This window comes from Pseudonocardia sp. P1 (assembly GCF_000178675.2).
In the GTDB taxonomy this organism is placed as follows: domain Bacteria; phylum Actinomycetota; class Actinomycetes; order Mycobacteriales; family Pseudonocardiaceae; genus Pseudonocardia.
The window spans coordinates 5956973-5982159 of record NZ_ADUJ02000001.1 but is presented as its reverse complement, the minus strand read 5'-3'; the positions used below and the strand labels follow the sequence as shown (position 1 = coordinate 5982159).

General features: G+C 74.3%; 27 protein-coding genes. 13 read left to right on the top strand and 14 right to left on the bottom strand.

Going from position 1 to position 25187, the window contains the following annotated elements:
* Positions 1 to 61: 61 nt before the first annotated feature.
* Positions 62 to 574, top strand: a complete 513-nt coding sequence (locus tag PP1_RS27875; RefSeq protein ID WP_033199762.1) for a 2'-5' RNA ligase family protein — start codon at positions 62 to 64, stop codon at positions 572 to 574.
* Here PP1_RS27875 and PP1_RS27870 read toward each other — a convergent pair.
* From PP1_RS27870 to PP1_RS27860, 3 genes are all read right to left on the bottom strand, one after another.
* Positions 550 to 1788 (bottom strand): MAB_1171c family putative transporter, encoded by a 1239-nt coding sequence (locus tag PP1_RS27870; protein WP_075314440.1) that lies wholly within the window; start codon positions 1786 to 1788, stop codon positions 550 to 552. The two genes, PP1_RS27875 and PP1_RS27870, sit on opposite strands and share 25 nt — an antisense overlap.
* Positions 1789 to 1793: 5 nt before the next feature.
* Positions 1794 to 2318, bottom strand: a complete 525-nt coding sequence (locus PP1_RS27865) for a hypothetical protein (RefSeq protein WP_010229213.1) — start codon at positions 2316 to 2318, stop codon at positions 1794 to 1796.
* Positions 2319 to 2401: 83 nt separating this feature from the next.
* Positions 2402 to 2884, bottom strand: coding sequence for a helix-turn-helix domain-containing protein (locus PP1_RS27860; RefSeq protein WP_010229210.1), 483 nt, complete (start codon positions 2882 to 2884; stop codon positions 2402 to 2404).
* Positions 2885 to 3194: 310 nt separating this feature from the next.
* Here PP1_RS27860 and PP1_RS27855 point away from each other — a divergent pair, with 310 nt between their 5' ends.
* The 4 genes from PP1_RS27855 (at position 3195) to PP1_RS27840 (ending at position 5300) form a co-directional block, all read left to right on the top strand.
* Positions 3195 to 3449, top strand: a complete 255-nt coding sequence (locus tag PP1_RS27855) for a DUF7218 family protein (protein WP_010229207.1) — start codon at positions 3195 to 3197, stop codon at positions 3447 to 3449.
* Between the two features lie 84 nt (positions 3450 to 3533).
* Entirely contained in the window at positions 3534 to 4244 is a 711-nt protein-coding gene (locus tag PP1_RS27850) for a 5-formyltetrahydrofolate cyclo-ligase (RefSeq protein WP_029239489.1), read from the top strand.
* On the top strand, positions 4241 to 4756 hold the full coding sequence (locus PP1_RS27845) for an O-acetyl-ADP-ribose deacetylase (protein ID WP_010229201.1): 516 nt from the start codon (positions 4241 to 4243) through the stop codon (positions 4754 to 4756). The genes PP1_RS27850 and PP1_RS27845 overlap by 4 nt, the downstream gene beginning before the upstream one ends.
* 34 nt (positions 4757 to 4790) lie before the next feature.
* Positions 4791 to 5300, top strand: coding sequence for a gamma carbonic anhydrase family protein (locus PP1_RS27840; protein WP_010229198.1), 510 nt, complete (start codon positions 4791 to 4793; stop codon positions 5298 to 5300).
* A gap of 16 nt (positions 5301 to 5316) precedes the next feature.
* Here PP1_RS27840 and PP1_RS27835 read toward each other — a convergent pair whose 3' ends face one another.
* From PP1_RS27835 to PP1_RS27825, 3 genes are all read right to left on the bottom strand, one after another.
* A complete protein-coding gene (locus PP1_RS27835) occupies positions 5317 to 6612 on the bottom strand; it encodes an acyl-CoA dehydrogenase family protein (protein WP_010229193.1) in 1296 nt (431 codons plus the stop codon).
* A complete protein-coding gene (locus PP1_RS27830) occupies positions 6612 to 7376 on the bottom strand; it encodes an SDR family NAD(P)-dependent oxidoreductase (protein WP_010229190.1) in 765 nt (254 codons plus the stop codon). Before PP1_RS27830 ends, PP1_RS27835 begins: the two co-directional genes overlap by 1 nt.
* 120 nt (positions 7377 to 7496) lie before the next feature.
* Positions 7497 to 8801 (bottom strand): PucR family transcriptional regulator, encoded by a 1305-nt coding sequence (locus PP1_RS27825; RefSeq protein WP_075314442.1) that lies wholly within the window; start codon positions 8799 to 8801, stop codon positions 7497 to 7499.
* Between the two features lie 117 nt (positions 8802 to 8918).
* Between PP1_RS27825 and PP1_RS27820 the strand changes: the two genes are divergently transcribed.
* The 3 genes from PP1_RS27820 to PP1_RS27810 all read left to right on the top strand — a co-directional run bounded on the left by PP1_RS27820 (position 8919) and on the right by PP1_RS27810 (position 11129).
* Positions 8919 to 10010: an LLM class flavin-dependent oxidoreductase gene (locus PP1_RS27820; protein WP_010233319.1), complete on the top strand. Its 1092-nt coding sequence runs from the start codon at positions 8919 to 8921 to the stop codon at positions 10008 to 10010.
* Positions 10011 to 10090: 80 nt separating this feature from the next.
* On the top strand, positions 10091 to 10717 hold the full coding sequence (locus PP1_RS27815) for a TetR/AcrR family transcriptional regulator (protein WP_082398891.1): 627 nt from the start codon (positions 10091 to 10093) through the stop codon (positions 10715 to 10717).
* Between the two features lie 4 nt (positions 10718 to 10721).
* On the top strand, positions 10722 to 11129 hold the full coding sequence (locus PP1_RS27810) for a nuclear transport factor 2 family protein (RefSeq protein WP_010233325.1): 408 nt from the start codon (positions 10722 to 10724) through the stop codon (positions 11127 to 11129).
* A 61-nt stretch (positions 11130 to 11190) separates the two neighbouring features.
* On the opposite strand, the gene PP1_RS27805 is transcribed toward PP1_RS27810, so the two are convergent.
* From PP1_RS27805 to PP1_RS27790, 4 genes are read right to left on the bottom strand one after another with little or no spacing between them, the layout of a single operon-like run.
* A complete protein-coding gene (locus PP1_RS27805; RefSeq protein WP_249266010.1) occupies positions 11191 to 11937 on the bottom strand; it encodes an SDR family NAD(P)-dependent oxidoreductase in 747 nt (248 codons plus the stop codon).
* Between the two features lie 2 nt (positions 11938 to 11939).
* Positions 11940 to 12749: an alpha/beta fold hydrolase gene (locus tag PP1_RS27800; protein ID WP_029239690.1), complete on the bottom strand. Its 810-nt coding sequence runs from the start codon at positions 12747 to 12749 to the stop codon at positions 11940 to 11942.
* Between the two features lie 5 nt (positions 12750 to 12754).
* A complete protein-coding gene (locus tag PP1_RS27795; protein WP_010233333.1) occupies positions 12755 to 14299 on the bottom strand; it encodes a long-chain-fatty-acid--CoA ligase in 1545 nt (514 codons plus the stop codon).
* The gene (locus PP1_RS27790; protein WP_010233336.1) at positions 14296 to 15339 is read right to left on the bottom strand and encodes an LLM class flavin-dependent oxidoreductase; all 1044 of its coding nucleotides are present in this window, start codon (positions 15337 to 15339) and stop codon (positions 14296 to 14298) included. The genes PP1_RS27795 and PP1_RS27790 overlap by 4 nt, the downstream gene beginning before the upstream one ends.
* A gap of 136 nt (positions 15340 to 15475) precedes the next feature.
* Here PP1_RS27790 and PP1_RS27785 point away from each other — a divergent pair, with 136 nt between their 5' ends.
* Positions 15476 to 16531: a phosphotransferase family protein gene (locus tag PP1_RS27785; RefSeq protein WP_010233340.1), complete on the top strand. Its 1056-nt coding sequence runs from the start codon at positions 15476 to 15478 to the stop codon at positions 16529 to 16531.
* A 9-nt stretch (positions 16532 to 16540) separates the two neighbouring features.
* On the opposite strand, the gene PP1_RS27780 is transcribed toward PP1_RS27785, so the two are convergent.
* Complete coding sequence (locus PP1_RS27780; protein WP_075301715.1) at positions 16541 to 17101, bottom strand: TetR family transcriptional regulator; 561 nt, start codon at positions 17099 to 17101, stop codon at positions 16541 to 16543.
* Positions 17102 to 17201: 100 nt separating this feature from the next.
* On the opposite strand from PP1_RS27780, the gene PP1_RS27775 reads away from it, so the two are divergent.
* Positions 17202 to 18650 (top strand): cytochrome P450, encoded by a 1449-nt coding sequence (locus tag PP1_RS27775; protein WP_010241737.1) that lies wholly within the window; start codon positions 17202 to 17204, stop codon positions 18648 to 18650.
* A gap of 45 nt (positions 18651 to 18695) precedes the next feature.
* Here the strand turns inward: PP1_RS27775 and PP1_RS27770 are convergent, their stop codons facing one another.
* Positions 18696 to 18887, bottom strand: coding sequence for a hypothetical protein (locus PP1_RS27770; protein ID WP_010241739.1), 192 nt, complete (start codon positions 18885 to 18887; stop codon positions 18696 to 18698).
* A gap of 71 nt (positions 18888 to 18958) precedes the next feature.
* Here PP1_RS27770 and xylB point away from each other — a divergent pair, with 71 nt between their 5' ends.
* From xylB to PP1_RS27755, 3 genes are all read left to right on the top strand, one after another.
* Positions 18959 to 20350 (top strand): xylulokinase, encoded by a 1392-nt coding sequence (xylB, locus tag PP1_RS27765; RefSeq protein WP_010241740.1) that lies wholly within the window; start codon positions 18959 to 18961, stop codon positions 20348 to 20350.
* Positions 20347 to 21120: an IclR family transcriptional regulator gene (locus PP1_RS27760; protein WP_010241742.1), complete on the top strand. Its 774-nt coding sequence runs from the start codon at positions 20347 to 20349 to the stop codon at positions 21118 to 21120. Before xylB ends, PP1_RS27760 begins: the two co-directional genes overlap by 4 nt.
* A gap of 282 nt (positions 21121 to 21402) precedes the next feature.
* Complete coding sequence (locus tag PP1_RS27755) at positions 21403 to 23019, top strand: BCCT family transporter (RefSeq protein WP_010241743.1); 1617 nt, start codon at positions 21403 to 21405, stop codon at positions 23017 to 23019.
* An 18-nt stretch (positions 23020 to 23037) separates the two neighbouring features.
* Here the strand turns inward: PP1_RS27755 and PP1_RS27750 are convergent, their stop codons facing one another.
* Positions 23038 to 23958: a hydroxymethylglutaryl-CoA lyase gene (locus PP1_RS27750; protein ID WP_010241744.1), complete on the bottom strand. Its 921-nt coding sequence runs from the start codon at positions 23956 to 23958 to the stop codon at positions 23038 to 23040.
* Positions 23959 to 25176 carry a CaiB/BaiF CoA transferase family protein gene (locus PP1_RS27745; RefSeq protein ID WP_010241745.1) on the bottom strand — a complete coding sequence of 406 codons (1218 nt, stop codon included), beginning with the start codon at positions 25174 to 25176 and terminating at the stop codon, positions 23959 to 23961.
* Positions 25177 to 25187 lie beyond the last annotated feature (11 nt).

Sequence of the window (25187 nt, the reverse complement as noted above, 5' to 3'; positions counted from 1 at the left end):
GCGGGGATCCGGACACCGTCACGGGCCGGGCGCGTCGGCCCGCCGATGCCACAATGCGACCGTGCCCCAGCCAGGACAGACCGCGGTCCTCCTCCCGGTGGCCGAGCTCGACCCGGTGCTCGCCGTGATCGCCGGCCGCAGACCGGACGCCGTCCGGCCCGGGATCCCCGCCCACCTCACGCTGCTCTACCCGTTCCTGCCCACCACCGAGGTGACCGAGGGCGTCGTCGACCGGTGCCGCGCGCTCTGTGCGGGTACGGGCCGGCTCACCTGCCGCTTCACCCGCACCCACGTCGGACCCACGATGATCTCGACCGCTCCGGAGCCCGCCGGTCCGGTCGCGGCGCTGGCCACGGCGCTGCGTGCACAGTGGCCGGACCACCCGCCCTACGGCGGCCGTTTCGGCCCCGACCCGGAACCGCACGTCACCCTCGCGCTGGGACCGGTCGAGGACCCCGGCGGGATCTCCGGCCCTGCCGACACCCTGCTTCCGATCGAGGCCCACCTGGACACCGCGGTGCTGGTCGAGCTGACCGGCGACGGCTGGCGTCAGCGCGCGACGTTCCCGCTCTGATCCGCGGGCGGCGCGAGATCGCCCCGGGCGAACGCCGCGGACACCCGCGCCAGCCGCCGGGCCTCGGCGCGGGGATCGTCCGCGGCCGGCTCCCCGGGCTCGCCGGGCCCGGGTCCGCCCGCCGGACCAGCTTTGGGCACCGACCCCGCCTCGCGGTACCGCGCCAGTGCCACCGCGAGGTCCGCGGCCTCGACCGCGTCGTCCGCCCGCTCGCCCCGGAGACCGGCGGCGGCGGCCCGGCGCCGGTGCTCGGCGGTGTCGGCCGCGGTGCGGTAGGGCTGGAGCAGCAGCGCCCCGTCGCGCAGCTCGACCGTGCGCCGGTAGAGCCGCAGCGACGCGTCGTGGTGGGGGACGCTGCCGGCGACCGCACCCGGCGAGGTCAGCGCGATCTGCGGGAGCGCCTCGTACATGGCACGCCACAGTGGGCGCAGAGCGCGGGCGAGCCGGAGATCGGTGACCCACCGGCGCAGCTCGGCGGGCGCGTCCAGCAGGAACGGCACCCCCAGGCCGAGGACGATGAGCGCCACCGACAGCGCGGGGAAGCCGACGGCCAGCGAGCAGTGCAGGTTCTCGAACGGGCCGGCACACCACCGCTCGGCCCCGTCCGGCCCCGCTCCGGCGTAGGCACCGACCGCGGTCGTCACCCGCGACACGGCGTAGGCGAGACCGACCACGCACCCGGCAGCGAGGACGACCATGCTCAGCCGCAGCCGCCGTCGCGTCCGGCCGACAGCCCGTACCGCCAGGAGGAGCATCCGGACGAGGTTGAACCCGAGATAGAGCGCGTAGACGACGACGTAGACGGTGAGTGCGAGGTCGTCCCGGTAGGAGAACAGGGCGACCGGTCCCTGGGGGGGTCGGCCCAGCGCGAACGTCACGACCAGCACGGTCAGGACGACGACCAGCAGACCGGCGCGGCGCCGCCTGCCCCCGGGCGTCCCGCCGGTGCCGTGCAGGTAGCCGAGCATCTCGGAGAACGCGAACGCCGCGATCAGCGTGCACGCGTTCGACGACAGCCGCCCCGCACCCGGGACGACCGCGCTCAGCAGCTCCTGGGTCACGGGCGCGATCAGCACGAGGGCGCACCCCAGTGCTGCGAGCGCCGGCAGCACCGGCGTGGCCCCCGCCCCGCGCCGCGCCCGCCAGGAGCGCTGTCGCAGCACGGCGGTGCCGAAGCAGAGCAGGGCGACGCCGAGGAAGACGAGACTGACCATCGCCGTCAGCCGAAGAGGTCGGCGATGCGCCGGTAGAGACCGGACTCGTCACCGCCGACCCGGCCGTCGACCAGCTCGGCGGACGGCGTCTCCGCGGCGAGCCGGATCAGGGTGCCCACCATCTCCGCCTCCTGCTCGTCGTCCGTGCCGTAGGTCGAGCGGGCGAGCATGTGCTCGGCCAGCAGGGCCCGCTCGGGGGAGACGAGACCACCCACCGACCCGAGGTCGAGAGCGCAGGCGCCCCGGTGCTCGCACACCATGTGCCCGATCTCGTGCAGGACGATGTGCGTCTGGTGGACGGTGCTGGTGTTCTCCGGATAGACGATGACGTCGGCGTCGTCGCGGCGCAGCCACAGCCCGCACGGTCCACCCGCGATCCGGGTGGCGTGCAGGTCGATCGGCCGCTCCCGGTGGCGCTCGATCCGGTCCAGCAGCTCGTCCAGGTCGAACGGGCGCGGGATGCCGCCGATGTCGCGGTCCAGCCGGTGTACGAGGGCGGCGCAGCGACGGTGCAGCGTCGAGTAGCGCACGGTCCTCCCCCCTGCCTGCCGTGCGGCGAGTCGCGTGCAGTGCGGGCCGTGGCCCGGAACCTCCCCGGTCGGGAGGAATGGTCTCATCCGGACGGTCCGTCGGCACCGCGACGACGGCGGCGGCCGGTGGAACCGCTGCGCTGCTGCAGGTCGCCCATCTCCTGGATGATCCGCGCCAGCGACCGGCGGTACTCCGGGTCGAGATCGAGTGCGCGCATGGCGATGTCCTTGACCCCCTGGTCGCGGATCGCCTGCAGCAGCGCGATCTCCTCGTCGATCTCGGCGGCCACCCCGTCGTTGAACAGGTAGGCGAGCGTCACGCCGTAGAACCCGACGATCGCCTCGAGCTTCTGCAGCGACGGGTTGGGGCGCCTGCCGGTCTCGAGCTGGTGCAGGTAGGCCGGGGAGATCGTCTCGCCCCGCAGCCGGATGCCCTCCGAGACCTCCTCGAGCGTGTAGGGCCCGCGGTCCGCCGGGTGCACGGTCGTCCGCAGCCGCGCCAGGCGTTCCCCGAGCGTCGGTGCGGCCGGGTGGTCGGCGCCGTCCGGCTCCCCGGGTCCGGTCACGCGGTCCTCCCTCGATCGGCGGTTCCGGGATGTGCCCGGAACGGAGTTGACATTCACCCTACAACGCCAGCATATTCATGTGCACAGAAATTCGCTGGCAATCGACCGCTGCGGACCGGACCCGGTGACGGGTGAGCAGGGGGGACCCCGGCCGCGAGCCGGGCCCGCACACCGGGCCCGGTCCGGGGCGGTCGAACGTCCCTGCTGAAACGCGGAAACGCAGGAACGCGGGAACCGGGCCGGCCGCCACCGGGGGGTGCGGTCGGCCCGGCCGCCGGTTGGGCTGCCACCCGCCGGGTACCCCTCCGGCATGCCCGACAGCATCAAGGACGACGAGATGTACGAGCGCCTCCGCGAGGAGGGCAACTCGAAGGAGAAGTCCGCCCGGATCGCCAACGCGGCCGCCGCCGAGGGGCGGGACGAGATCGGCGCGCGCGGCGGCGGGTCCGGCGACTACGAGGACATGACCGTCGACCAGCTCTACGAGCGTGCCCAGCGGGTCGGCGTCGAGGGCCGGTCCGACATGAGCAAGGACGAGCTGATCCGGGCGCTGCGCGAGCACTGAGCCGTGGCAGAGTCGCCGGCATGAGCCGCCGCCACGACCACGACGCCGGGGGGCGACCCGGAGACGCTCGAGCGCAAGGCGGCCCTGCGCGACGAGGTCTGGACCGCGCTCACCGAGCAGAAGGCGTCGCGGTTCCCCGGCGCCCGCAACCGGATCTCGAACTTCGTGGGCGCCGAGGCCGCGGCGCGGCGGCTGCGGGAGCTGGACGTCTGGCGGGCGGCCCGCACGGTCAAGTCCAACCCGGACTCCGCGCAGCTGCCGGTGCGGCAGTACGCCCTGGAGGACGGCAAGACCGTGTACATGGCCGTCCCGCGGCTCGCCGAGGACGATCCGTTCTTCCTGCTCGATCCCGACCACCTCGCGGACCCGCCGCGCCGCGCGGTGTCGATCAAGAACGCCACCCGCTCGGCCCGCCGGGTCGCCGTCGACGAGCTGGAACCCGTGGATCTCGTGGTGACCGGCTGCGTCGCCGTCGGCGCCGACGGTGCCCGGCTCGGGAAGGGCGGCGGGTTCGCCGACCTGGAGTTCGCGCTCGCCCGCGAGGCCGGGCTCGTCTCCGACGACACCCTGGTCGTCACGACCGTGCACGAGCTGCAGCTGCGCGATGCGGGCGTCGTCCCGTGGGCCTCGCACGACGCCCCGGTCGACCTGGTCGTCACCCCGGACCGTGTGATCGACTGCCGGCAGCACCGGCGCACCCGGCCGGACGGCGGCATCGTCTGGGAGTCGCTGACCGACGAGAAGATCGACGCCATCCCCCTGCTGGGACGGCTCCGGACGGAGGTGGGCCGATGAGCCCCGAGATCGTGACCGAGCGCGGGGACATCACCGAGGCCGTGGTGGACGCCGTGGTCAACGCCGCCAACTCGTCGCTGCTCGGCGGCGGCGGTGTCGACGGCGCCATCCACCGCCGTGGCGGCCCGGCGATCCTCGCCGAGTGCCGCAGGCTGCGCGCCGACACCTGGCCCGACGGCCTGCCGACCGGCCGCGCCGTCGCCACCACGGCGGGCGATCTCCCGGCGCGATGGGTGATCCACACCGTCGGGCCGGTGTACGCGACGTCCGAGGACCGCTCGCACCTGCTCGCGAGCGCCTACCGCGAGTCGCTGCGGGTCGCCGACGAGCTCGGCGCCGGCACCGTCGCGTTCCCCGCGGTGTCGGCCGGCGTCTACGGCTGGCCGATCGACGACGCCGCACGGATCGCGGTCGCCACCGCGCGGGACACCCCGACCTCGGTCCGGCAGGTGCGCTTCGTCCTGTTCGGCGACGACGTGCTGCAGGCCTTCCGGGTCGCCGCCGGTACCTGAGAACCCCGTCCCCGACCCCTCCCGGAGAGCTCCCGTGATCGAGATCGACGGCCACTCCCCCGACGTCCACCCCGACGCCTGGGTGGCCCCCGGCGCCGTCCTCGCCGGCGACGTGACGGTCGGCGCGGAGTCCGGCGTCTGGTACACCACCGTCGTCCGGGCCGACGTCGCCCCGATCCGCATCGGCACCCGGTCCAACCTGCAGGACGGCTGCGTCGTCCACGCCGATCCCGGCTTCCCCGCGACGATCGGCGACGGCGTCACCGTCGGCCACCGCGCGGTCGTCCACGGCTGCACGGTCGGCGACGACGTGCTGGTCGGGATGGGCGCGGTCATCATGAACGGCGTCGAGGTCGGCGCCGGGTCGCTGATCGCGGCCGGGGCGGTGCTCACCCAGGGCACGGTCGTGCCGCCCGGGTCGCTGGTCGCGGGGGTGCCGGGGAAGGTGCGCCGCGAGCTGACCGAGCAGGAGCGGGACTCGATCCCGCTGTCGGCGGCCGCCTACGTCCACCTGCTCGGCCTGCACCGCGACGCCACCCGCTAGCGGCCCCGGGCGCACCTCACGCGTTCGCGACCTCGTGCTCGAGCCGGGCGGCGACGTGCGCCCGGGCCGCCTCGGTGCGGGTCGGCAGGTGCCCCGAGCCGAACAGCGGCTCCCCCGGCTCGACGTCGCGGAGCAGCCCGCGGGCCAGCGTCCGGCGGTGCACCTCGGTCGGGCCGTCGGCGATCGCCATGACCTGGGCGTCGACCATCATCGCGGCGAACGGCATCTCGTTGGAGATGCCGAGCGCACCGTGCAGGTGCATCGCCCGCTGCACGACGTCGTGGTAGACCCGCGGCATCGCCACCTTCACCGCGGCGATGTCCGCGCGGACCGCCCGGTAGTCCTGGTGCCGGTCGATCAGCCACGCCGTGCGCAGCAGCAGGAGCCGGAACTGCTCCAGGTCGATCCAGCTCTCCGCGACCGCGTCCTGGGTGGACGGCAGGTCGGCGAGCCGCCCGTGCCGGGTGGTCCGGGAGACCGCCCGTTCCCGCATCAGGTCGAACGCCCGCCGCATCTGGGCGATCGTGCGCATCCCGTGGTGGATGCGCCCGCCGCCGAGCCGGGTCTGGGCGATCGCGAACGCGCGCCCGTGTTCCCCGAGCAGGTGGTCCGCCGGGACGCGCACCCCCGAGTAGCGCAGGTAGGCGTGGCTGGAGTGCTCGGGTGACTCGGTGCCGACGCCCGCGTCCCGCACGATCTCCAGACCCGGGGTCTCCCGCGGCACGATGAGCATCGACATCGAGTCGTGCGGTGCGGCGTCCGGGTCGGTCACCGCCATCACGATCACGAACGCGGCGTGCCGGGCGTTCGAGGAGAACCACTTCTCGCCGTCGATCACCCAGTCGTCGCCGTCGCGGACGGCGCGTGTGGTGAACAGCGTCGGGTCGGCCCCGGCGTGCGGCTCGGTCATCGAGTAGCAGGACGAGATCTCGCCGTCGAGGAGCGGCTGCAGGTAGCGCTCCTTCTGCGCGGGCGTGCCGAACCGGGCGAGGATCTCGGCGTTGCCCGAGTCCGGCGCCTGGCAGCCGAAGACCGTCGGCGCCCACCGGGACCGGCCGAGCAGCTCGTTGAGCAGCGCCAGCCGGACCTGGCCGTAGCCCTGCCCGCCGAGCTCGGGGCCCAGGTGGGCGGCCCAGAGCCCGCGCTCACGGACCCGTTCCTGCAGCGGGCGCACCAGCCGTCGTGCCGTGGCGTCGGTCTTGTCGTAGGGGTCGCCCAGGACGAGGTCGAGCGGCTCGATCTCGTCGCGCACGAAGGCGTCGACCCAGTCGAGCGTCGCCTGGTAGTCGGGGTCGGTCGAGAAGTCCCACATCAGAAGTTGCCCTTGGCCGCCCAGCCGCCGTCCACCGGGAACGTGATGCCGGTCTGGAAGGAGCCCTCGCGGAACAGGTACGCCACCATCGCGGCGATCTCGTCCGGGCGGCCGAGCCTGCGCACGAGGTGGGCGTCGGCGTTCGCCGCGCGCATCTCGTCGGTGATCCCGGCCAGGATCGGGGTGTCGATCGTCCCCGGTGCGATCGCGTTGACCAGCACGCCCTGGTCGGCGTACTCGAACGCGGCCTGCTGGGTCAGGCCGACCACCCCGCCCTTGGCAGCGGAGTACGAGGCCAGGTTCGGTAGCCCGCGCAGCGCCGCCATGGAGGCGATGTTGACGATCCGGCCCCCACCGGCGTCGACCATCGCGGGGATCACCGCCCGCATCCCGAGCCAGACGCCCTTGAGATCGGTGTCGATCACGACGTCCCAGGCGTCCTCGGTGAGCCCGACGACGGTGTCCGGGCTGAGCAGGTTCACCACGCCCGCGACGTTGGCGAGCAGGTCGATCCGGCCGTGCTCGGCGACCAGCCCGGCGACCGCGCCCTCCCAGTCCGCGGCCCGGCGCACGTCCAGCTCCACCGCGACCGCCCGGCCGCCCTCCTTCTCCGCGAGCGCCACGGTCCCGGCGCAGTCCTGGATGTCGGCGCAGGCGACGACCGCGCCCTCGGCGGCGAGCCGCAGCGCCGTGGCGCGGCCGATGCCCTGTGCCGCGCCGGTCACGATCGCGACCCGGTCCTGCAGCGTGTCCTCGACGGTCATGGCGGTGTCCTCCGGTGGGTGCGGGGCGATGGGGCGGATGGGCCGGGCCGGGACACTAGGAACGGCGCCGGGCGCGGACAACGGGACGCGGATGCGGGCGTTGTCGAGGTCTCGAGCGGCTCACGGGACGCCGAGGCCCGCGGTGGCCAGGCCGTCGACCTGGAACGCCAGCTGGGCGGCGAGCAACGCGTCGAAGCGACGGGTGTCCAGGCCGGTGAGGTGCTCGATCCGGCCCAGCCGGTACCGCACGGTGTTCTCGTGCACGCCGAGCTCCTTGGCGGCCGCCCGGACCTGCGCCCCGGCGGCCAGGTAGCGGCGCAGCGTCTCGACGAGGTCGCCGCCGGAGGACTCGTCGTTGCGCCGCAGGGGGCCCAGGTACTGCTCGGCGAAGCGGACCGCGACCCCGGCCCGGTCGGCGTTGACGACCAGGCGCAGGGTGCTGAGCTCGGTCACCGCGACGACGTCCGCGGCGCCGCCGAGCGCGCCGGCGATCCCGTCGACCTCGCGGGTCTCGGCCAGGGCAGCCGGGAAGCCGCCGATCTCGCGGACCGCGCCGGACACGACGACCCGCCGGACCCCTGTCGCCGCCGCGACGGCGTCGAGCCCCTCGCGCAGGCTCCGGTGCAGCGACCGGAGCTCGCCCGGCGACGGGTCGGGCGACAGCGCCACCAGCCCGACGACGGCGTCCGGCTCGACGAGCACCGGCGGCGCGGCCCCGAGCGCGGCCCCCGCCGCGGCGACGACGGCGTCGCGGCTCCCGGACGCGGACCGCCCGGGTGCCACCGGGAAGCGCAGCAGGACGTGGCCGGTGTCCAGGTCCAGTCCCACCTGCCCGGCGAGCCGGCGCAGGTCCGGCTCGGGGCGGCTGCCGCGGAGCAGGTCCGCGAGCACGTCGTCGCGGTTGCGGGCGATCGCCCGCTCGGTGCGGGCCTCGCCCGCGAGCCGGACCGAGAGGAGCGCGGCGGCCTGCTCGGCGACCTGCGCGTCGGACGGCCGCAGCGCCCGGCCGAGCTCACCGACGTCGAGATACCCGGCGACCGCACCCTCCGCGACGAGCACCGCCAGCAGGTGCCGGCGGGCCGGGCCGTGCACCGGATCCGGCGGCAGCACCACCGACGGCCACCCGGGACCGAGCCGGGACACCCCCGGTGTCCCGAGCACCGAGGAGGGCAGGGCGGGCGGGGCGTCGAGCCGGAAGGCGGCGGGCGCCGCCCAGGTCCGCACCCGCAGATCGGGGCGCCGCAGCGTCACGGGGAGACCGAGCAGGCCGGACACCCGGTCGACGAGCCGCTCGTCGTCCACACCGGACAGCACCGCGGCCGACAGCCCGGCGAGCAGCCGGGGGAGCGGATCGGACGGCTCCGGGACGAGGACCGGGCCGGGCCTGCGGACGGGCGGCGGCCCGGTCCCGAGAGGGGTTGCCATGGTCCCCGTCACCTCCGTCGGTGCCTTGACCCGCTGTGATCCACCGCACTACCATCGCAGCCCTAACGTTCGTTAGGCAACCCCGTCCCGAGACCCCTTCGAGAGAGGCGAACCGCCATGGATGTCGGTGTCCTGCTTGTCTTCCAGAACTGGCACGAGGACCTCAGCGACGCGGAGATGTTCCGCCAGGAGACGGAGCTCGGAGTACTCGCCGAGGAGCTCGGCTTCGACTCCGTGTGGGCGGCCGAGCACCACTTCGACGACTACTCGATGTGCCCGGACAACCTGCAGCTGATGACCTACCTGGCCGCCCGGACGAGCCGGATCAAGCTGGGCACCGGGGCGGTGATCCTGCCGTGGAACGACCCGCTGCGGGTCGTCGAGAAGGTCACGATGCTCGACATCCTCTCCGGTGGCCGGGCGATCTTCGGTATGGGCCGGGGCCTGGCGAAGATGGAGTACGAGGGCTTCCGCCAGGACATGAACGAGTCCCGCGGCCGGTTCGACGAGGCGGCACCGCTGATCCTGGCCGGGCTGCGGAACGGCTACGTCGAGAACGACGGCCCGTTCTACCGCCAGCCCCGGGTCGACGTCCGCCCCGCACCCGAGGCGGGCCGGGACTGGTCGGACCGGCTGTACGGCGTCGCGATGTCCCCGGACTCGGTGCCCGCGGTGGCCAAGGTCGGCGCCCGGATGATGACCTTCATGCAGTACCCGGCCGAGCAGCACGTCCCGGCCATCGAGCGCTACCGCGAGTGCTACCGCAGCGAGCACGGCACCGAGCCGGGCCCGGTGCTCACCCAGGACTTCATCTACTGCCACGAGGACCCGGAGGTCGCCGAGCGGACCGCCCGCGAGTACCTGTCGCGCTACTTCCTGTCGGTGGTCAAGCACTACGACTTCGCCGGGAAGCACTGGCGGGAAACCAAGGGCTACGAGGCCTACCAGGTGGGTGCCGACATGATCCGCGAGGCCGGGATGGAGGCCGCCGCCTCGGGCTACGCCGACACCCAGATCTGGGGCACCCCCGAGCAGATCGTCGAGAAGTACCGCCGCCGGGTCGAGCTGTTCGGCGACCACCAGCCGAACGTGGCGCCGTCGTTCGCCGGGTTGCCCTTCGACAAGGTGCGGGCCAGCCTGAGGCTCTTCGGCGAGAAGGTGGTCCCGGAGCTGCAGAAGATGGGCGTGACGACCGCGGTCCCGGCCTGAGGAGTGCGACGGGGTACGCGGGACCGGCAGGCCGTGCACCGGCACGTCCGCCGTCCCGGTGCCCGGTGGAGGTGGGGGCGATGACAGGGTCTCCGGTCATGGACGCCGATCGGGGTGCGCACCGCGGACCCGCCCGGCACGGGAGCCGCAAGGCCGAGATCGTGGCCCTGGCCAGCCGGATGTTCCGCGAGCACGGCTACCACGGCGTGGGCATGCGCGCGCTCGCCGACGCCGCCGGGATGCAGGCGGCGTCGCTCTACCACCACTTCCGCAACAAGGAGGAGCTGCTGCTCCACGCGATCTACGTCGTCGACCGCGACATGATCGTCGAGCAGATGCCGCTCCTCGACGGCGCCGGCGGCCACGGCGAGCGACTGGCCCGGCTGGTGCGGGCGCACGTCCTGCACATCGGCGCCAACCGCGACGCCTGGTGGGTCGCGGGCCGGGAGCTCCGCGCCCTGTCGCCGGAGCACCTGGAGGCCGTCCAGTCCTATCGCCGTGACTACCAGCGCCGGATCGCCCGGCATCTCGCCGAGGGCGTCGAGGCGGGCGAGTTCCACTGCCCGGACCCCCGGCTGGCGACCCTGGCCCTGCTCGACCTGATCAACGGACCCAACGAGTGGTTCGACCCGTCCGGCCGGCTGCCGATCGAGGAGATCGCGGAGCGGTACGCGGACATGGTCGTCCGCCAGCTGTCGAAGAGGTGAGTTCGTGAGCACTCCCGAAGAGCGCAACAAGCAGACCGTCACCGAGTTCATGGAGGTGTTCACCAGCGGCGACGTCGACGGCATCCTGTCCCGGATGACCGACGACGCGACCTGGTGGGTCGCGGGGACCATCCCCGGCATCTCCGGGACCAAGGACAGGGCCGGGTTCAAGGACATGGTGTCCGGGATCGCCGAGTCCACGACCAGCGGGGCGATCCGGCTGACGCCGCTGGCCTTCACCGCCGAGGGCGACCGGGTCGCGGTGGAGACCGAGTCCTACACCGAGCTGCGCAACGGCCGCGTCTACAACAACCTGTACCACTTCCTGTTCACCGTGCGGGACGGGAAGATCTCGTCGGTGAAGGAGTACCTGGACACCGAGCACACGACCGCGGTGTTCGTCACCCCCTGACCCCACGACGACGGTGCCCCGCAGCTGCGCGCTGCGGGGCACCGTCGTGCCGGGGGCGCACTCAGCCGCGGCCGGACCGCCGGGTGCGCGGCGCGCCGAACGAGGCCAGCAGGCCGCCGTCGACGGCGACCGTCGAGCCCGTCATGTAGCTCGCGCCCGCCACCATCCAGACGACGTCGGCGATCTCCTCCGGCCGTCCCGGCCGTCCCATCGGGATGCCGTCCACGACGGTCCGGCGGGACCCCTCCGGGATCCCGGCCGTCATGTCGGTGTCCACGAACCCCGGGACGACCAGGTTGACCCGCACGCCGTACGGCGCCAGCTCGATCGCGAGCGTGCTGGTGAGACCGGACAGGCCCGCCTTCGCCGACCCGTACGCGGCGTCGCCGGGATAGCCGCGGAGCCCGACGACCGCCCCGATGTTGACCACGCAGCCACCGTCGGAGAGCAGCCGGCGGGTGGCCCGCGCGACCCGGAACGCCCCGGTGAGGTTGGTGGTCAGCACCTCGTCCCACGCCTCGTCGCCGAGCCGGTCGATCCGGCCCCCGCGGTGCACCCCCGCCGCCTGCACGACGACGTCGACGGCACCCGAGACCTCCTCGACGGCGGCGACGGCCCGTTCGACCGAGCCGGCGTCGGCGACGTCGACGGGGACGCCCACCACCCGGTCCCGGACCGCACCCGGCCAGTCGCCGGGATCGACCGTGCGGGCCAGCACGTGGACGGTGTCGCCCTCGCCGAGCGCGCGGTCGACGACGGCGCGGCCGATCCCGCGGGTACCGCCGGTGACCACCCAGATCCGTCCCACCCTCAGGCCTCCCGGCCCGCCAGGAAGCCCAGCAGCTCGGCGCGGTAGGTCTCGCCGTCCTCCAGCATGGGCGCGTGGCCGACGCCGCCGAACTCGACCAGCCGGGCGTCGCGGAACAGGGTGCGCGACGCGGCCACGGCGTCGAACGGGACGAACCCGTCCTCCCGGCCGGACAGCAGCAGGACCGGACGGTCGATGGCCGGCAGGATCTCCCGCTGGTCGATGTGGGCGAGGTCGCGCAGCGTGCGGTCGGCGCCCGGCCCGCAGGCCAGGAACGCCAGCCAGATCGACTGCACGACCGGCTCCCCCACCTCCTTCGCGCACACCGCGTCGGCGACCGCCCGGAAGGTGCCCGGCCGGTCCACGGCCAGCCCGGCCAGCACGCCCTCGACGTCGTCCGGGGTGCCGCCGTGCGGCCAGCCCTCCGCGGCGGTGTAGCGCGGGGTCGCCCCACCGGTCAGCACCAGCCCGCCCAGGTTCGCCCCGAGCCGCCGGGCGGCCTCGACGACGACCGCGCCGCCCAGCGACCAGCCGTTCAGCACCGGCTCGCGCAGCCCGAGGTGCTCGACGAGCGCGACGACGTCGGAGGCGATCGCGCCGATCGAGGTGTCGGCGATGTCCTTGTCCGACCGGCCGCACGCCCGGTGCTCGAGGACGGTGACCGAGTGCCCGGCGGCGAGCAGCGCCGGGAGGGTCGTGTCCCAGCAGTGCGCGTCCGCGGCCCAGCCGTGCACCAGCACGACCGGGCGCCCCGGTCCCGCGTGGTGCTCGTAGTACACCCGCTTGCCGTCCTCCACCTCGAGGAACGCCATGTGGATCACTCCTTCTCGTCGGTGCCGGCGTACTGCGAGCGCAGCCGCCGTTTGTCCGTCTTGCCGACACTCGTGCGGGGCAGGGCGTCGACCGGGACGACGTCCTCGGGCAGCCACCACCGCGGCACCCGGGTGCCCAGCCGGGTGAGCACCTCTCCGCCGGTCGCGTCCCGTCCGGCGTGGAGGACGACGACGGCGAGCGGGCGCTCCTGCCACCGGCGGTGCGGGACCGCGACGACGGCCGCCTCGGCGACGTCGGGATCGTCGAGCAGTGCCTGCTCCAGCGCGACCGAGCTGATCCACTCGCCCCCGCTCTTGATCAGGTCCTTCGCCCGGTCGACGATCCGCAGCCGCCCCGCGGGGTCGATGGTCGCGACGTCGCCGGTCCGCAGCCAGCCGTCGACGAAGCGTTCGGGCGCCTCGCCCAGGTAGTAGGAGGTCGCCACCCACGGCCCGCGGACCAGCAGCTCGCCGGACGCGACGCCGTCGCGGGGCAGCTCCGCGCCGTCGTCGTCGACGATCCGCCACTGCAGGCCGGGCAGCAGCCGGCCCTGGCTGCGGGTCCTCCGGTACCGCTCCTCGTCGTCGCCGGGCGGGTCGGGATCGCGGGTGAAGGTCGCCATCGGCGAGATCTCGGTCATCCCCCAGCCCTGGAACACCGGGACGCCGAGCTCGTCCCACGCGCGGATCAGGGCGGTCGACGGCGTCGACCCGCCCAGGACGAGCGCGCGGACCGAGGAGACGTCGGTCCCGTGGGTGCGCACGTGCTCCAGCAGGTCGGTCGCGACCGTGGGGACCATGCCGAGGTAGGTGACCCGCTCCCGCTGCACGATCGACGCGATCTCCGCGACGGTCGGGTGCGGGCCGGGCAGCACCTGCGCCGCCCCGGCCATGGTGGCCGCGAACGGCACGCCCCAGGCGTTCGCGTGGAACAGCGGCACCACGTGCAGCACGGTGTCGCGGGCGGAGATCGCGTGCCCGTCGGCCAGACACGCGCCGAAGGTGTGCAGGTAGAGGCCGCGGTGGGTGTAGCCGACGCCCTTCGGGCGCCCGGTCGTCCCGGACGTGTAGCAGAGCACGGCCAGGTCGTGCTCGGACCGCTCCGGGGCCCCGGTCACTGCGGGTCCCTGCGCGACCAGCTCCTCGTACTCGGCACCGGAGCCGACGACGCCCAGCTCCGGCCGGACGCCGTCGAGCAGGTGCACCAGGTCGTCGTCGGCGACGATCAGCCGGTCGTCGGCGTGCCCCGCGATGTAGGCGATCTCCTCCGCGGACAGCCGCAGGTTGAGGGTGTGCAGCACCGCCCCGGCCAGTGGCACCGCGGCGTAGAGCTCCAGGTGACGGTGGTGGTTCCAGCACAGCGACCCGACCCGGTCGCCCGGCCGCACCCCCAGCCGGCGCAGCGCACCCGCCAGCCGCACGACCCGGTCGTGGTAGCGGCCGTAGTCGTAGCGGAGCACCTCCTCGCCGTGCTCGTAGCCGACGATCGGCCGCCCGGGATGCTGCTGCCGGGCCCGGTCGGCGAACTCGGTGATCAGCAACTCGGTCACGGCCGCGCCCGCAGCCGTTCCCGCACCGCCGGGACGACCTTGTCGGAGAGGTAGGCGATGCGCTCGGAGCCGCTCTCGACCGGCTCGCCGGGCAGCATCGCCCAGAAGTGCACGTCCCGGATCTGCGGCGTCCCGCGCAGCAGCTCGGTGAAGTGGGTGGTCGCGGCCTCGGCGTCCATCAGCTGGTACGCGCCCGCCTCGATGATCTGCGCCGGGTCGGTGAACCTCGGTGTGCTCTCCGGCGGTCCGAACGCGCCCCAGGAGATGTACTCGTTGAGCTGGTACAGCGCGTGCTCCCCGATCCGGGACCAGACGCGCTCGGGGTCGTCGGCGACGATCGCCCACTGACCGGCGTAGATCGCGGCGTCGTCGACCGGCCGGCCGAGCCGCTGCACCGCGTCGAGGTAGCTGCGGTGGTGGGCGTTCTGGGTGGACAGGAACCCGTCGGCGATCCGCGCGGCCCGCTCGATCGCGACGTCGGCCATCGCCCCGACCAGCAGCTGCGGCGGTGTCTCGGGGACCGGCGTCACGGGCAGCGGCGGGAGCGTGTAGCGCCTCCCCCGGTAGCCCTCCGCCGATCCCGACCACGCGTGGCGGATCAGCTCGACCCCCTCCTCGAGCAGGCTGGGCCGGTGGGTGAGCGTCCTGCCGAACGCGTCGAACTCGCGGGCCCAGTAGCCCTGCCCGACGCCGAGGTCGAACCGGCCGCCGGAGAGCAGTGACAGGGTCGACGCGTCCTCGGCGAGCCGCACCGGGTCGTGCAGCGGCGAGACGATGAGGTTGGTCCCGATCCGCATGCGGGACGTCCGCTGCGCGATCGCGGACCCGAGGACGAACGGCGACGGGCTGTACCCGTCGTCGCAGAAGTGGTGCTCGGTCAGCCAGACGGAATCGAGTCCCCGCTGCTCGGCCCACGAGATCTGGTCCAGGACCTCCGCGTAGAACGCCCCGAACGGACGGCCGGGGTCGGGGTTGCGGAAGTCGTACCAGAGCCCGAAGGCCGGTCCGGTGCGGGCGGGCGTCTCGTGCGTGCTGGTCATGGCGGCACCCTGGCGTCCGGGGGTGACCGCTGTCACCCCGCTCCCGTGGTGGTCGTTGTGGACTCCTTCAACGCCCCGGGGCCGGGTCGGCGCCGGTCCCGCGACGTGCGGGCCCGCGGGCCGTAACCTCGCTGACGTGCCGACGACGACACAGCCCGACTGGCTCCCCCGCGACCTCGTCGACCTGGAGGCGGTCGCCGGCTGGGGACGGGGGGCCGGTCTGCCGGGCGGCCCGGTCTCCGCCGTCGAGCGGATCGGGGGCGGCACCCAGAACGTGGTGCTGCGCCTGGACTGGGGCGGCCGCGACCTCGTCCTGCGCCGGCCGCCCGAGCACCCCCGGCCCGCCAGCAACGCGACGCTGGCCCGCGAGATGCGGGTGCTGTCGGCGCTCGCCGGCGCCGACGTGCCGCACCCCGGGTTCGTCGCGGGCTGCACCGACGAGAGCGTGCTCGGCGTCGTCTTCTACCTGATGGAGGCCGTCGACGGGGACAATCCGGGTGCGACGGTCGGCGCCCTGTACCGCGACGACGCGGCCGCCCGCGCCGCCGCCGCGACGGACACCGCCACCGCGCTCGCCCGCCTCGCCGCCGTCGACCACGAGGCGATCGGGCTGGGCGACCTCGGGCGGCCCGACGGTTTCCTCGAGCGTCAGGTGCCGCGCTGGCTCGACCACCTGGCGTCCTACGACCGGATCCCGGAGTACGGCGGGAACCGGCTCCCGCACGTCCCGGAGCTCGCGCGGTGGCTGGAGGCGCACCGCCCGCCGCCGTCGCCGCCGGGGCTGGTGCACGGCGACTATCACCTCAACAACGTGCTGCTGGATCCCGTGCGGCCCCGGGTCGCGGCAATCGTGGACTGGGAGATGTGCACGGTCGGCGACCCGCTGCTCGACCTGGGCTGGCTGCTCGTGACCTGGCCGGACGGCGGGCCGGACCCGCTGACCGGGGCCGCGCTGGCCGCCGCGGGCGGGCTCCCCGGCCGGGACGAGCTCGTCGGGGCCTGGGCGGACGCCGGGGACCGGGAGCCGTCGGCCGTCGACTGGTACACCGTCCTCGCCGGGTTCAAGTTCGCGATCGTCATCGAGGGGACGCACGCCCGCGCGCTCGCCGGCCAGGCCGACCCGGACGTCGGGCAGCACCTGCACGACGCCGCCGTGCGGACCCTGGAGCGGGTCGCGCCGCTCGCCCGCTGACGGTCCGGCTCACTCCCCCAGCAGCCGGACGACGACGGTGGCGATGTCCTCCGCGGAGCGCTCCGCGGGCCCGGGCGGCAGGACCAGGTGGCTGACGGTGAGCCGGGCGGCGGTCTGCGCGGCGAGCCGGACGGTGCCGTCCGCGGCTCCGGGCCGGACCCGCCGCAGGTACCCGGCCGCCCGGTCGGCCGCGGCGGCGACGATGGGCCCGGACTGGCTCCCGAACGCCGACGGCGCACCGGTCAGCAGGGCCTTCACCAGCGGGTTCTCCGCGGCCTCCGTCAGCGCCGCGCCGACGGCGGCGACCCATGCGGCGTGCAGGTCGTCCTCCCCGTCGAGCGCGGTCTCGATGCGGTCCAGGAACCGGCCGGTGGCCCGCAGGACCAGCGCGGCGGCCAGGCCGTCCCGGTCGCCGAACTCGCTGTAGAGGGTCTGCCTGCTGACGCCGACCCGGCGGGCGAGCTCGGGCATCGAGGGCCGCTCCCCCGCGACGGCGAGCCGTTCGGCGGCGTCGAGCACCTCGTCCCGCAGCTCGTCGCGCGCCCGCCGCGCCATCGTCCGCCGTTCCATCGCGGACATCATGGCATGCCATGTCCAGCTCCTGGACAGTTTCGGAAGAAGTGTCTAACTTGAGGTCCGACACGGTGGTCGAACGCGAGGAGGCACCCCCGTGAGCCTGGTGCAGCACGCACGCGAGCGCTGGTCGTCGGTGCTCACCCTGCCCGCCCCCGACCGGCTGGACGACGCGCTGCTCAGCACCGGCGCCGAGGGCCGCAGGCCCGCGCCGTTCGGCCCGGCCCCCGGGGACACCAGGGAGGTCCCCGGCGACGACGGCCTGCCGCTGCTCGGCCACGCGCTGGCCTACGTCCGGTTCGGACACCGTTTCACCCGGGCCCGGACCGAGGCGCTCGGCCCGGTGTGGTGGATGCGCTCCCCCGCCGGGCGGGCGATCGTCGTCACCGGGCCGGCCGCGACCCGCGAGGTGCTGGTCAACCGGGACAAGGCGTTCTCCCAGGAGGGCTGGCGGGCGACCGTCGACGCGTTCTTCCACCGCGGCCTGATGCTGCTCGACTTCGACGAGCACCGGGCCCACCGGCGGATCATGCAGGAGGCGTTCACCCCGGCCCGGATCGAGAGCTACGTCGCCGCCACCACCCCGGTGCTGCGCGAGGTCATGCCGCAGTGGCCGTCGCGGATGCGCCTCTACCCGGCGCTGAAGCGGCTGACCCTGGACGTCGCCCAGTCGGTCTTCATGGACGCCCGCTCCGGCCCGGAGGCCGAGGCGGTGAACCGGGCGTTCGTGGACTGCGTCCGGGCGGCGAACTCGTTCGTGCGCAAGGACCTCCCCGGGACACGGTGGCGGCGCGGGCTGCAGGGCCGCGCGCTGCTGGAGGACTGGTTCCGGTCCAACCTGGACGCGAAGCGGACCGGCGAGGGCACCGACCTGTTCTCCGCGCTCTGCCACGCCCGCACCGACGACGGCGAGGCGTTCTCCGACGACGACGTCGTCAACCACATGATCTTCCTGATGATGGCGGCGCACGACACGTCGACGACGACCGCGGCCGCCGCCGCGCACCACCTGGCGCGGAACCCGGAGTGGCAGGAGCGCTGCCGCGCCGAGTCCGACGCGCTCGCGGAACGGATCGGCGACGCCGTGCCGACCGTCGCGGACCTGCGCTCGCTCACCGGGCTGGACCTGGTGATCAAGGAGGCGCTCCGGATGGACGCGCCGGTCCCGGTCGTCATGCGCACCGCGGTGCGTGACACCACGGTCGCCGGGCACCACGTGCCGGCGGGCACCCGGGTCGTCGTCGCCCAGGCGGTGAACCACTACGACCGCTCGTGCTGGACCGACCCGGAGCGCTTCGACCCCGACCGGTTCGGCCCGGACCGGCGCGAGGACCGGTCCGACCGCGACGCCTGGATCCCGTTCGGCGGCGGCGTGCACAAGTGCATCGGCCTGCACTTCGGCACGCTGGAGGTGACCGCGGTCCTGCACGAGATGCTGCGGCGGTACCGGTGGACCGTCGACCCGGGCTACCGGCTGCGCTGGGACAACACCTCGCTGCCGGTGCCGGTGGGCGGGATTCCTGTGGCGCTGCGCGCCCGTGAGTGAAAAACACGGTCAGGGCCGTGTTTTCCACTCACGAGCGCGAAGCGCCTACTCGTCGTCCCCGCTGCTCCACCGGTGGTCCTTGCGGTCCTCGGCCTCGGTCCGCTCGCGGGCGAGCTCCAGCGCGCGGGCCGCGGTCTCGCGGTCCGGGTAGGGGCCGAGCCGGTCGGCGGCGCGGCAGCCGTCCTTCGGCTCCACCGTGTTGTGCTTCAGGCAGTAGAACCATTCCTCGTCGCTCATGGGTCCAGCCTGGCACCGCCGGCGACCGCGTGCCGCCCGCCGCGCCGGGATCCCCGTGGCAGGCTGGGGGCATGGCACTGGTGCTCGGGGTGGACTCCTCCACCCAGTCCTGCAAGGTCGTCGTCCGCGACGCGGACACCGGCGAGCTCGTCCGGTCCGGCCGGGCCTCGCACCCGGACGGGACCGAGATCGCGCCGCGGTTCTGGTGGGACGCCCTGCAGGAGGCCCTCGCCGACGCCGGCGGCCTCGACGGCGTCGAGGCGCTGTCGGTCGCGGGCCAGCAGCACGGGATGGTCTGCCTCGGCTCCGGCGGTGAGGTCGTCCGCGACGCGCTGCTGTGGAACGACACCCGCTCCGCCCCGGCCGCGACCGCACTCACCGAGGAGCTCGGGGCCGGCGGCTGGGCGGAGGCGACCGGCGTCGTCCCGGTCGCCTCGATCACCCTGACGAAGCTGCGCTGGCTCGCCGAGCACGAGCCGGACAACGCCGCCCGCACGGCGGCGGTGTGCCTGCCGCACGACTGGCTGACCTGGCGGCTGCGCGGCGCGGCCGGACTGGACGAGCTGGTCACCGACCGGTCCGACGCGTCCGGCACCGGCTACTACGACGGCGCCGGCTACCGCACGGACCTGCTCGAACGCGGTTTCGGTGCGACACCGGCGCTGCCCCGGGTCCTCGGCCCGGCCGAGTCCGTCGAGGGCCCCGGCGGGATCCGCATCGGCGCGGGGGCCGGCGACAACGCCGCCGCCGGGCTGGGGGTCGACGCCGGCGACGACGTCGTCGTCTCGCTCGGGACGTCGGGCACCGTGTTCGCCCGGTCGGCGACGCGTGCGCAGGACCCGTCGGGGATCGTCGCCGGGTTCTCCGACGCGACCGGCGCCTACCTGCCGCTGGTCTGCACGCTCAACGCGTCCCGGGTGCTCGACGCGACCCGGCGGCTGCTCGGCGTCGACCACGCCGAGCTCGGCGAGCTGGCGCTGGCCGCGGAGCCGGGGGCGGGCGGCCTCGTCGTCGTCCCCTACCTCGAGGGCGAGCGGACGCCGAACCTGCCGGACGCCACCGGCTCACTGCACGGCTGGACCCTCGCTTCCGGGACCCGGGAGAACCTGGCCCGGGCGGCGGTCGAGGGCATGCTCTACGCGCAGCGGGTCGGCCTGGAGGCGCTGCGCGAGCAGGGCGTCTCGGTGTCCGGGGTGACGCTGGTCGGCGGCGCGACCCGGTCCGAGGCCGTGTGCCGGATCGCCGCGCAGGTCTTCGAGGTGCCCGTGCGGGTACCGGAGCCCGGCGAGTACGTCGCCGACGGCGCGGCCCGCCAGGCGGCGTGGGCGCTGCGCGGCGGCGACACCCCGCCGTCCTGGGCCCCGGCGACCGAGCCCGCCCGGTACGACGCCGATCCCGCCCCGCACGCCTGGGAGCGCTACCGGGAGGCGGCGTCGGCGTTCCTGGACCGGATCCCGGAATGACCTCCGAGGTCACCGGGCCGAAGCCGCTCCTGGTCCTCGGCAAGATCACGGACATCCTCGACGCCTTCACCCTGCAGCGCCCGGTGCTCAGCCTCGGCGAGATCCAGCAGGCCACCGGGATCCCGACGTCGACGGTGCAGCGGCTGGTGTCCAACATGGTCACGGAGGGGCTGCTGGACCGGGTCGGCGACCGGGTCCGGGTCGGCGTCCGGATGGCCTACTGGGCGGGTGCCGCTGCCCGCGGCGTCGACCTGCTCGACCTGGCCGGCCCGGTGCTGCGCGAGCTGCGCGACACCACCGGCGAGACGGCGGCGCTGTTCCGGGCCGAGACCCGCTTCCGGGTCTGCGTCGCGGTGGCCGAGACCCGGCACGCGCTGCGCCGGGAGATGCACGTCGGCAAGATCATCCCGCTGCACACGGGCTCGGCGGGCCGGGTGCTCCTGGCGTGGGACGCACCGCTGGCCGACGAGGTCCTGTCCGGGCCGCTGGAGACGATCACCGACCACACGGTGACCGACCCGGCGGTGCTGCGGACACTGGTGGACGAGACCCGCCGCGACGGGTTCGCGATCACCGCCGCCGAGCGCGACGACGGCGGCTCCGGACTGTCTGCCCCCGTCTTCGACCACTCCGGGGCGGTCGCGGCGGCGCTGACGATCAGCGGGCCGACGATCCGGCTCACCCGGGAGCGGTGCGAGCAGCACGTGGAGCTGCTGGTCCGGGCCGCCGACCGGCTGACCCGGACCCTCGGTGGCCGCCCGCCGTCCTGACCGGACACACCACGAACGTTTCGTCCACTGTGGCCGTTTGTGGCACGTGTCCGATCAGCGGCTACGGTGGATGCTTCGGCACTTCGGGAGCACGAGCGCGCGGCAACGCTGCGAGACGGGCTGCACCTCCCGGCCACGGACTGGCCGACGGCGCGCATGCCGCCCAGCTCCACATCATCCCCGACTCCGCGGAGCGACGATCCCGATGACATCCGTGCGACCCCTCGTGGGCGCCACCGACCGACCGCTGCCGAGCGCGGTACCGACCGCCGGGGGCGGGCGGTGACCGCCCCGGCGACCCGTTCCCGGTCCACCGACGTGGCGGTGCTGGGCATCGCCGGTGGCCTGCTGACGGCGTTCGTGATCGCCGCGCTGATCGTCCCCGTCGCCACCGACGACGGCGTGACCGTCGCGTTCGACCTGGCGGCCCGCTGGTTCGGCCCGCTGTGGCAGGTGCTGCTGTTCGCGACCTTCGTCGTCGCGGTGGGGCTGGCGTGCTCCCGCTACGGCGCCGTGCGGCTCGGCGGCCGCAGCGAGCCGGAGATCGCCCGCTTCAAGTGGATCGCGATGATCATGTCCACGCTGCTCGCGGGCGGCGGGGTCTTCTTCGCCGCGGGTGAGCCGCTGCAGCACTTCGTCTCGCCGTCGCCGTACTACGACCACGTCGCGCCCGGCTCGCCGGACGCCGTCGCCCCGGCGCTGGCCCAGAGCTTCACGCACTGGGGCTTCCTGGCCTGGGCGGTGCTCGGCTCGCTCGGCGCGATCGTGATGATGCGCGGCGCCGAGAAGGGCCTGCCGCTGCGACCACGGACACTGCTGCACCCGATCCTCGGCGAGAAGGTGCGGCACTCGAGACTCGGCACCGCCGTCGACATCGTCACCGTGCTGGCCGTGGTGGCCGGCACCGTCGGGCCGATCGGCTTCCTCGGTCTGCAGGTGTCCTACGGCCTGTCCCGGCTGATCGGGACGCCGGACACCTACCCGGTGCAGCTCGCCGTGATCCTCGGGCTGACCGCCGTCGCGGTGGTCTCGGTACTCACCGGCATCGACCGCGGCATCCAGCTGCTCAGCCGGATCAACATCTGGATGGCGCTGGGCGTGCTGGCGGCGTTCCTCGTGCTGGGCTCGGCCGGGTTCCTGATCGACGCCTTCCTCGGCGGGTTCGGCCTGTACCTGCGCGACTTCGCGCCGCTGGCCCTGCACCGCGGCGACGAGGCGTGGCTCGGCTCGTGGACGGTGTTCTTCTTCGGCTGGTTCCTCGGCTACGGCCCGCTCATGTCGATCTTCGTGGCGCGGATCTCGCGCGGCCGCCGGGTACGCGACCTGATCGTCTGTACCTCGATCGTCCCGCCGGTCGCGACCGCGGTGTGGTTCACCGTCTTCGGCGGCACGAGCATCTTCCTGGAGCAGAACACCCCGGGCGCGCTGTCCGGGCCGCTCGAGTCGACCGGGATGGCGGCGGCCGTCGTCTCGGCCGCCGAGCAGCTCCCGCTCGGATCACTGCTCGGGATCGTGCTGCTCCTGCTGACCTGCACGTTCGTCGCGACGACGACGGACTCGATGTCCTACGCCATCGCCGCGGCCTCGACGACGCGCGGCGAGCCGGCCCGCGGTACCCGGGTCTTCTGGGGCCTCCTGATGGGCGCCGCCGCGGCGGTGCTGATCGTCGTCGGCGACGGCGGCATCACCGCCCTGCAGAACGTCATCGTGATCACGGCGGTGCCCGCCGGGTTCCTCATGCTCCCGCTGCTGTGGACCGCGCCCCGGGTGGTCCGGGAGATGGGTGTCGAGCAGGGGGTCGTCCCCGCCGAGCGGCCGCCGCCCGGCCCGCCGTCGTCCGAGCAGCCGTCGTCCGCGACGCGCGACGCGGAGACGGAGCCGAGCGGACAGCCGACCTGACCGCAGGGCCGCGGGGCGTCAGTCCCGCGGCCCGGCCGTCCAGCGGAACGCCTCGGCCTTCGACCGCACGCCCTGCGCCGCGCGGGAGCGGTTCGGCTCCCCCAGCTCCGCGAGGACGTCCTCGGCCTCCGTCACGAGCCCGGCCAGCACGTCGGGGGTGAGCCAGGACGGGCGCAGCGCGAACAGCAGGTCCTCGCTCGCGGTGTTCCCGCTGGCCCCGGGCGCGAACGGGCAGCCACCGAGGCCGCCCAGCGCGCCGTCCAGCAGGGTCGCGCCGCCCTGCACGGCCGCGAGCGCGTTCGCGACGCCCTGCCCCCAGGTGTCGTGACCGTGGAAGGCGATCCGCCGGCCGTCCGCGACGCCCGCGACCCGCTCGACCAGCGACCCGACCTCGAACGGTGCCGCCTGCCCGAGCGTGTCGCACACGACGACGTCGCACGAGCCGTCGGTCCGCGGGTCCGCGACGATCTCCAGCACCCGTTCCGGGTCGACCGGGCCGTCGAACGGGCAGGTGAACGACGTCGCGAGGCACAGCTGGATCCGTCCACCGGCGTCACGGGCGTACTGCACGGCCTCGGGCATCGCCTCCAGGGACACCCCGGTGTCGCGACCGATGTTGGCGTTGTTGTGGGCGTCGGAGACCGAGAAGCAGTACTGCACGTTGCGGGCGCCCGCCGCGACGGCCTTCTGCACGTGCCGTGGCGTCGCCACCCACACCCAGCAGCGCTCCAGCTCCTCCGGGGTCAGCGCGGCGACCACGTCGAGGGTGTCCGCGAGCGGTGGCACGAGGTCGCCGCGGGCCAGCGAGCCGATCTCCAGCTCGGGCACGCCCGCCGCCAGCAGCGACCGGACGAGGGCGACCTTGCGCCCGGTCGGCAGCGGCTTGCCGGTCAGCTGCAACCCGTCCCGCAGCGTCACGTCACGCAGCAGCACGTCCATTCAGGACTCCTCTCCGGACGCGGCGCGGACCGCGTCGTCGGTGTACCCGAGCAGGCCGCCGAGCACGTCGCCGGTGTCGGCGCCGAGGTCGGGGCCGACGTGCCGGACCGGCACCGACTCCCCGCCCAGCACCGGCACGACGCCCGGGAAACCGACCCGGGCGGGCTCCGGACCGCCGGTGTCGACGTCGAAGTACTGGACCATGTTCCGAGCCCGGAACTGCGCGTCGCCGACGATGTCGGGGGCCGAGTAGATGGGCCCGGCCGGCACGCCCGCGGACTCCAGCCGGGCGAGCACCTCGTCGCGGGGCATCGACCGCGTCCACGCCTCGATGGCCGCGTCGAGTTCGTCCCGGCGCTCCCAGCGACCCGCGTTGGATGCCAGATCGGGTTGGTCGGCCAGTTCCGGCCGGCCGATGACCTGCATGAACCGGCCGTAGATGGAGTCGCCGTTGCCGGCGATGACGACGCTGCCGCCGTCACCGCACTCGTAGGCGTTGGACGGCGCGATGCCCTCCATCCGCCCGCCGACCCGGCGACGCTCGACGCCGTAGGCCAGGTGGTCGGGCACGAGCGACTCCATCATCGAGAACACCGCCTCGTTGAGCGCGACGTCCATCGAGCGGCGGTCCAGCGGCGGCCGGTCCGTGGCGGCCTCGCGCTGGTAGAGGCCCATCACCGCGGAGAACGCGCCGTAGAGCCCGGCGATCGAGTCGCCGATCGACACCCCGGTCCGCGACGGCGGCCGGTCCTCCTCCCCCACCAGCGCGCGCAGCCCGCCCATCGCCTCCGCGACGGCGGCGAAGCCCGGACGTGCCGACATCGGGCCGGTCTGGCCGAACGCCGAGATCCGGACCAGGACGACGTCGGGGTTGGCGGCGTCGAGCTCACCCGGCCCGAGACCCCACTTCTCCAGCGTGCCGGGCCGGAAGTTCTCCAGCACGACGTCGCACGACGCGGCAAGGTCCAGCACGGCGCGGCGCCCGGCGTCGGAGCGCAGGTCGAGCGTGATCGACCGCTTGTTGCGGTTGAGGGTGCGGTAGAGCATCGAGGTGTCACCGGCGTAGAGCCGCCAGTTGCGCAGCTCGTCGCCGGTGCGCGGACGCTCCACCTTGATCACGTCCGCGCCGAAGTCGGCGAGCAGCCGGCCCGTGGTCGGCGCCGCGATGTAGTTCCCCAGCTCCAGCACCCGGATACCGGACAGCGGCAGGTCGGACACGTCTCGGCCTC

Coding starts and splice junctions, on each gene's coding strand:
- PP1_RS27870 (WP_075314440.1), bottom strand. CDS start 1,788: ATGGTCAGTCTCGTCTTCCTCGGCGTCGCCCTGCTCTGCTTCGGCACC.
- PP1_RS27855 (WP_010229207.1), top strand. CDS start 3,195: ATGCCCGACAGCATCAAGGACGACGAGATGTACGAGCGCCTCCGCGAG.
- PP1_RS27845 (WP_010229201.1), top strand. CDS start 4,241: ATGAGCCCCGAGATCGTGACCGAGCGCGGGGACATCACCGAGGCCGTG.
- PP1_RS27835 (WP_010229193.1), bottom strand. CDS start 6,612: ATGTGGGACTTCTCGACCGACCCCGACTACCAGGCGACGCTCGACTGG.
- PP1_RS27830 (WP_010229190.1), bottom strand. CDS start 7,376: ATGACCGTCGAGGACACGCTGCAGGACCGGGTCGCGATCGTGACCGGC.
- PP1_RS27825 (WP_075314442.1), bottom strand. CDS start 8,801: ATGGCAACCCCTCTCGGGACCGGGCCGCCGCCCGTCCGCAGGCCCGGC.
- PP1_RS27820 (WP_010233319.1), top strand. CDS start 8,919: ATGGATGTCGGTGTCCTGCTTGTCTTCCAGAACTGGCACGAGGACCTC.
- PP1_RS27815 (WP_082398891.1), top strand. CDS start 10,091: ATGACAGGGTCTCCGGTCATGGACGCCGATCGGGGTGCGCACCGCGGA.
- PP1_RS27800 (WP_029239690.1), bottom strand. CDS start 12,749: ATGGCGTTCCTCGAGGTGGAGGACGGCAAGCGGGTGTACTACGAGCAC.
- PP1_RS27790 (WP_010233336.1), bottom strand. CDS start 15,339: ATGACCAGCACGCACGAGACGCCCGCCCGCACCGGACCGGCCTTCGGG.
- PP1_RS27780 (WP_075301715.1), bottom strand. CDS start 17,101: ATGGAACGGCGGACGATGGCGCGGCGGGCGCGCGACGAGCTGCGGGAC.
- PP1_RS27770 (WP_010241739.1), bottom strand. CDS start 18,887: ATGAGCGACGAGGAATGGTTCTACTGCCTGAAGCACAACACGGTGGAG.
- xylB (WP_010241740.1), top strand. CDS start 18,959: ATGGCACTGGTGCTCGGGGTGGACTCCTCCACCCAGTCCTGCAAGGTC.
- PP1_RS27760 (WP_010241742.1), top strand. CDS start 20,347: ATGACCTCCGAGGTCACCGGGCCGAAGCCGCTCCTGGTCCTCGGCAAG.
- PP1_RS27750 (WP_010241744.1), bottom strand. CDS start 23,958: ATGGACGTGCTGCTGCGTGACGTGACGCTGCGGGACGGGTTGCAGCTG.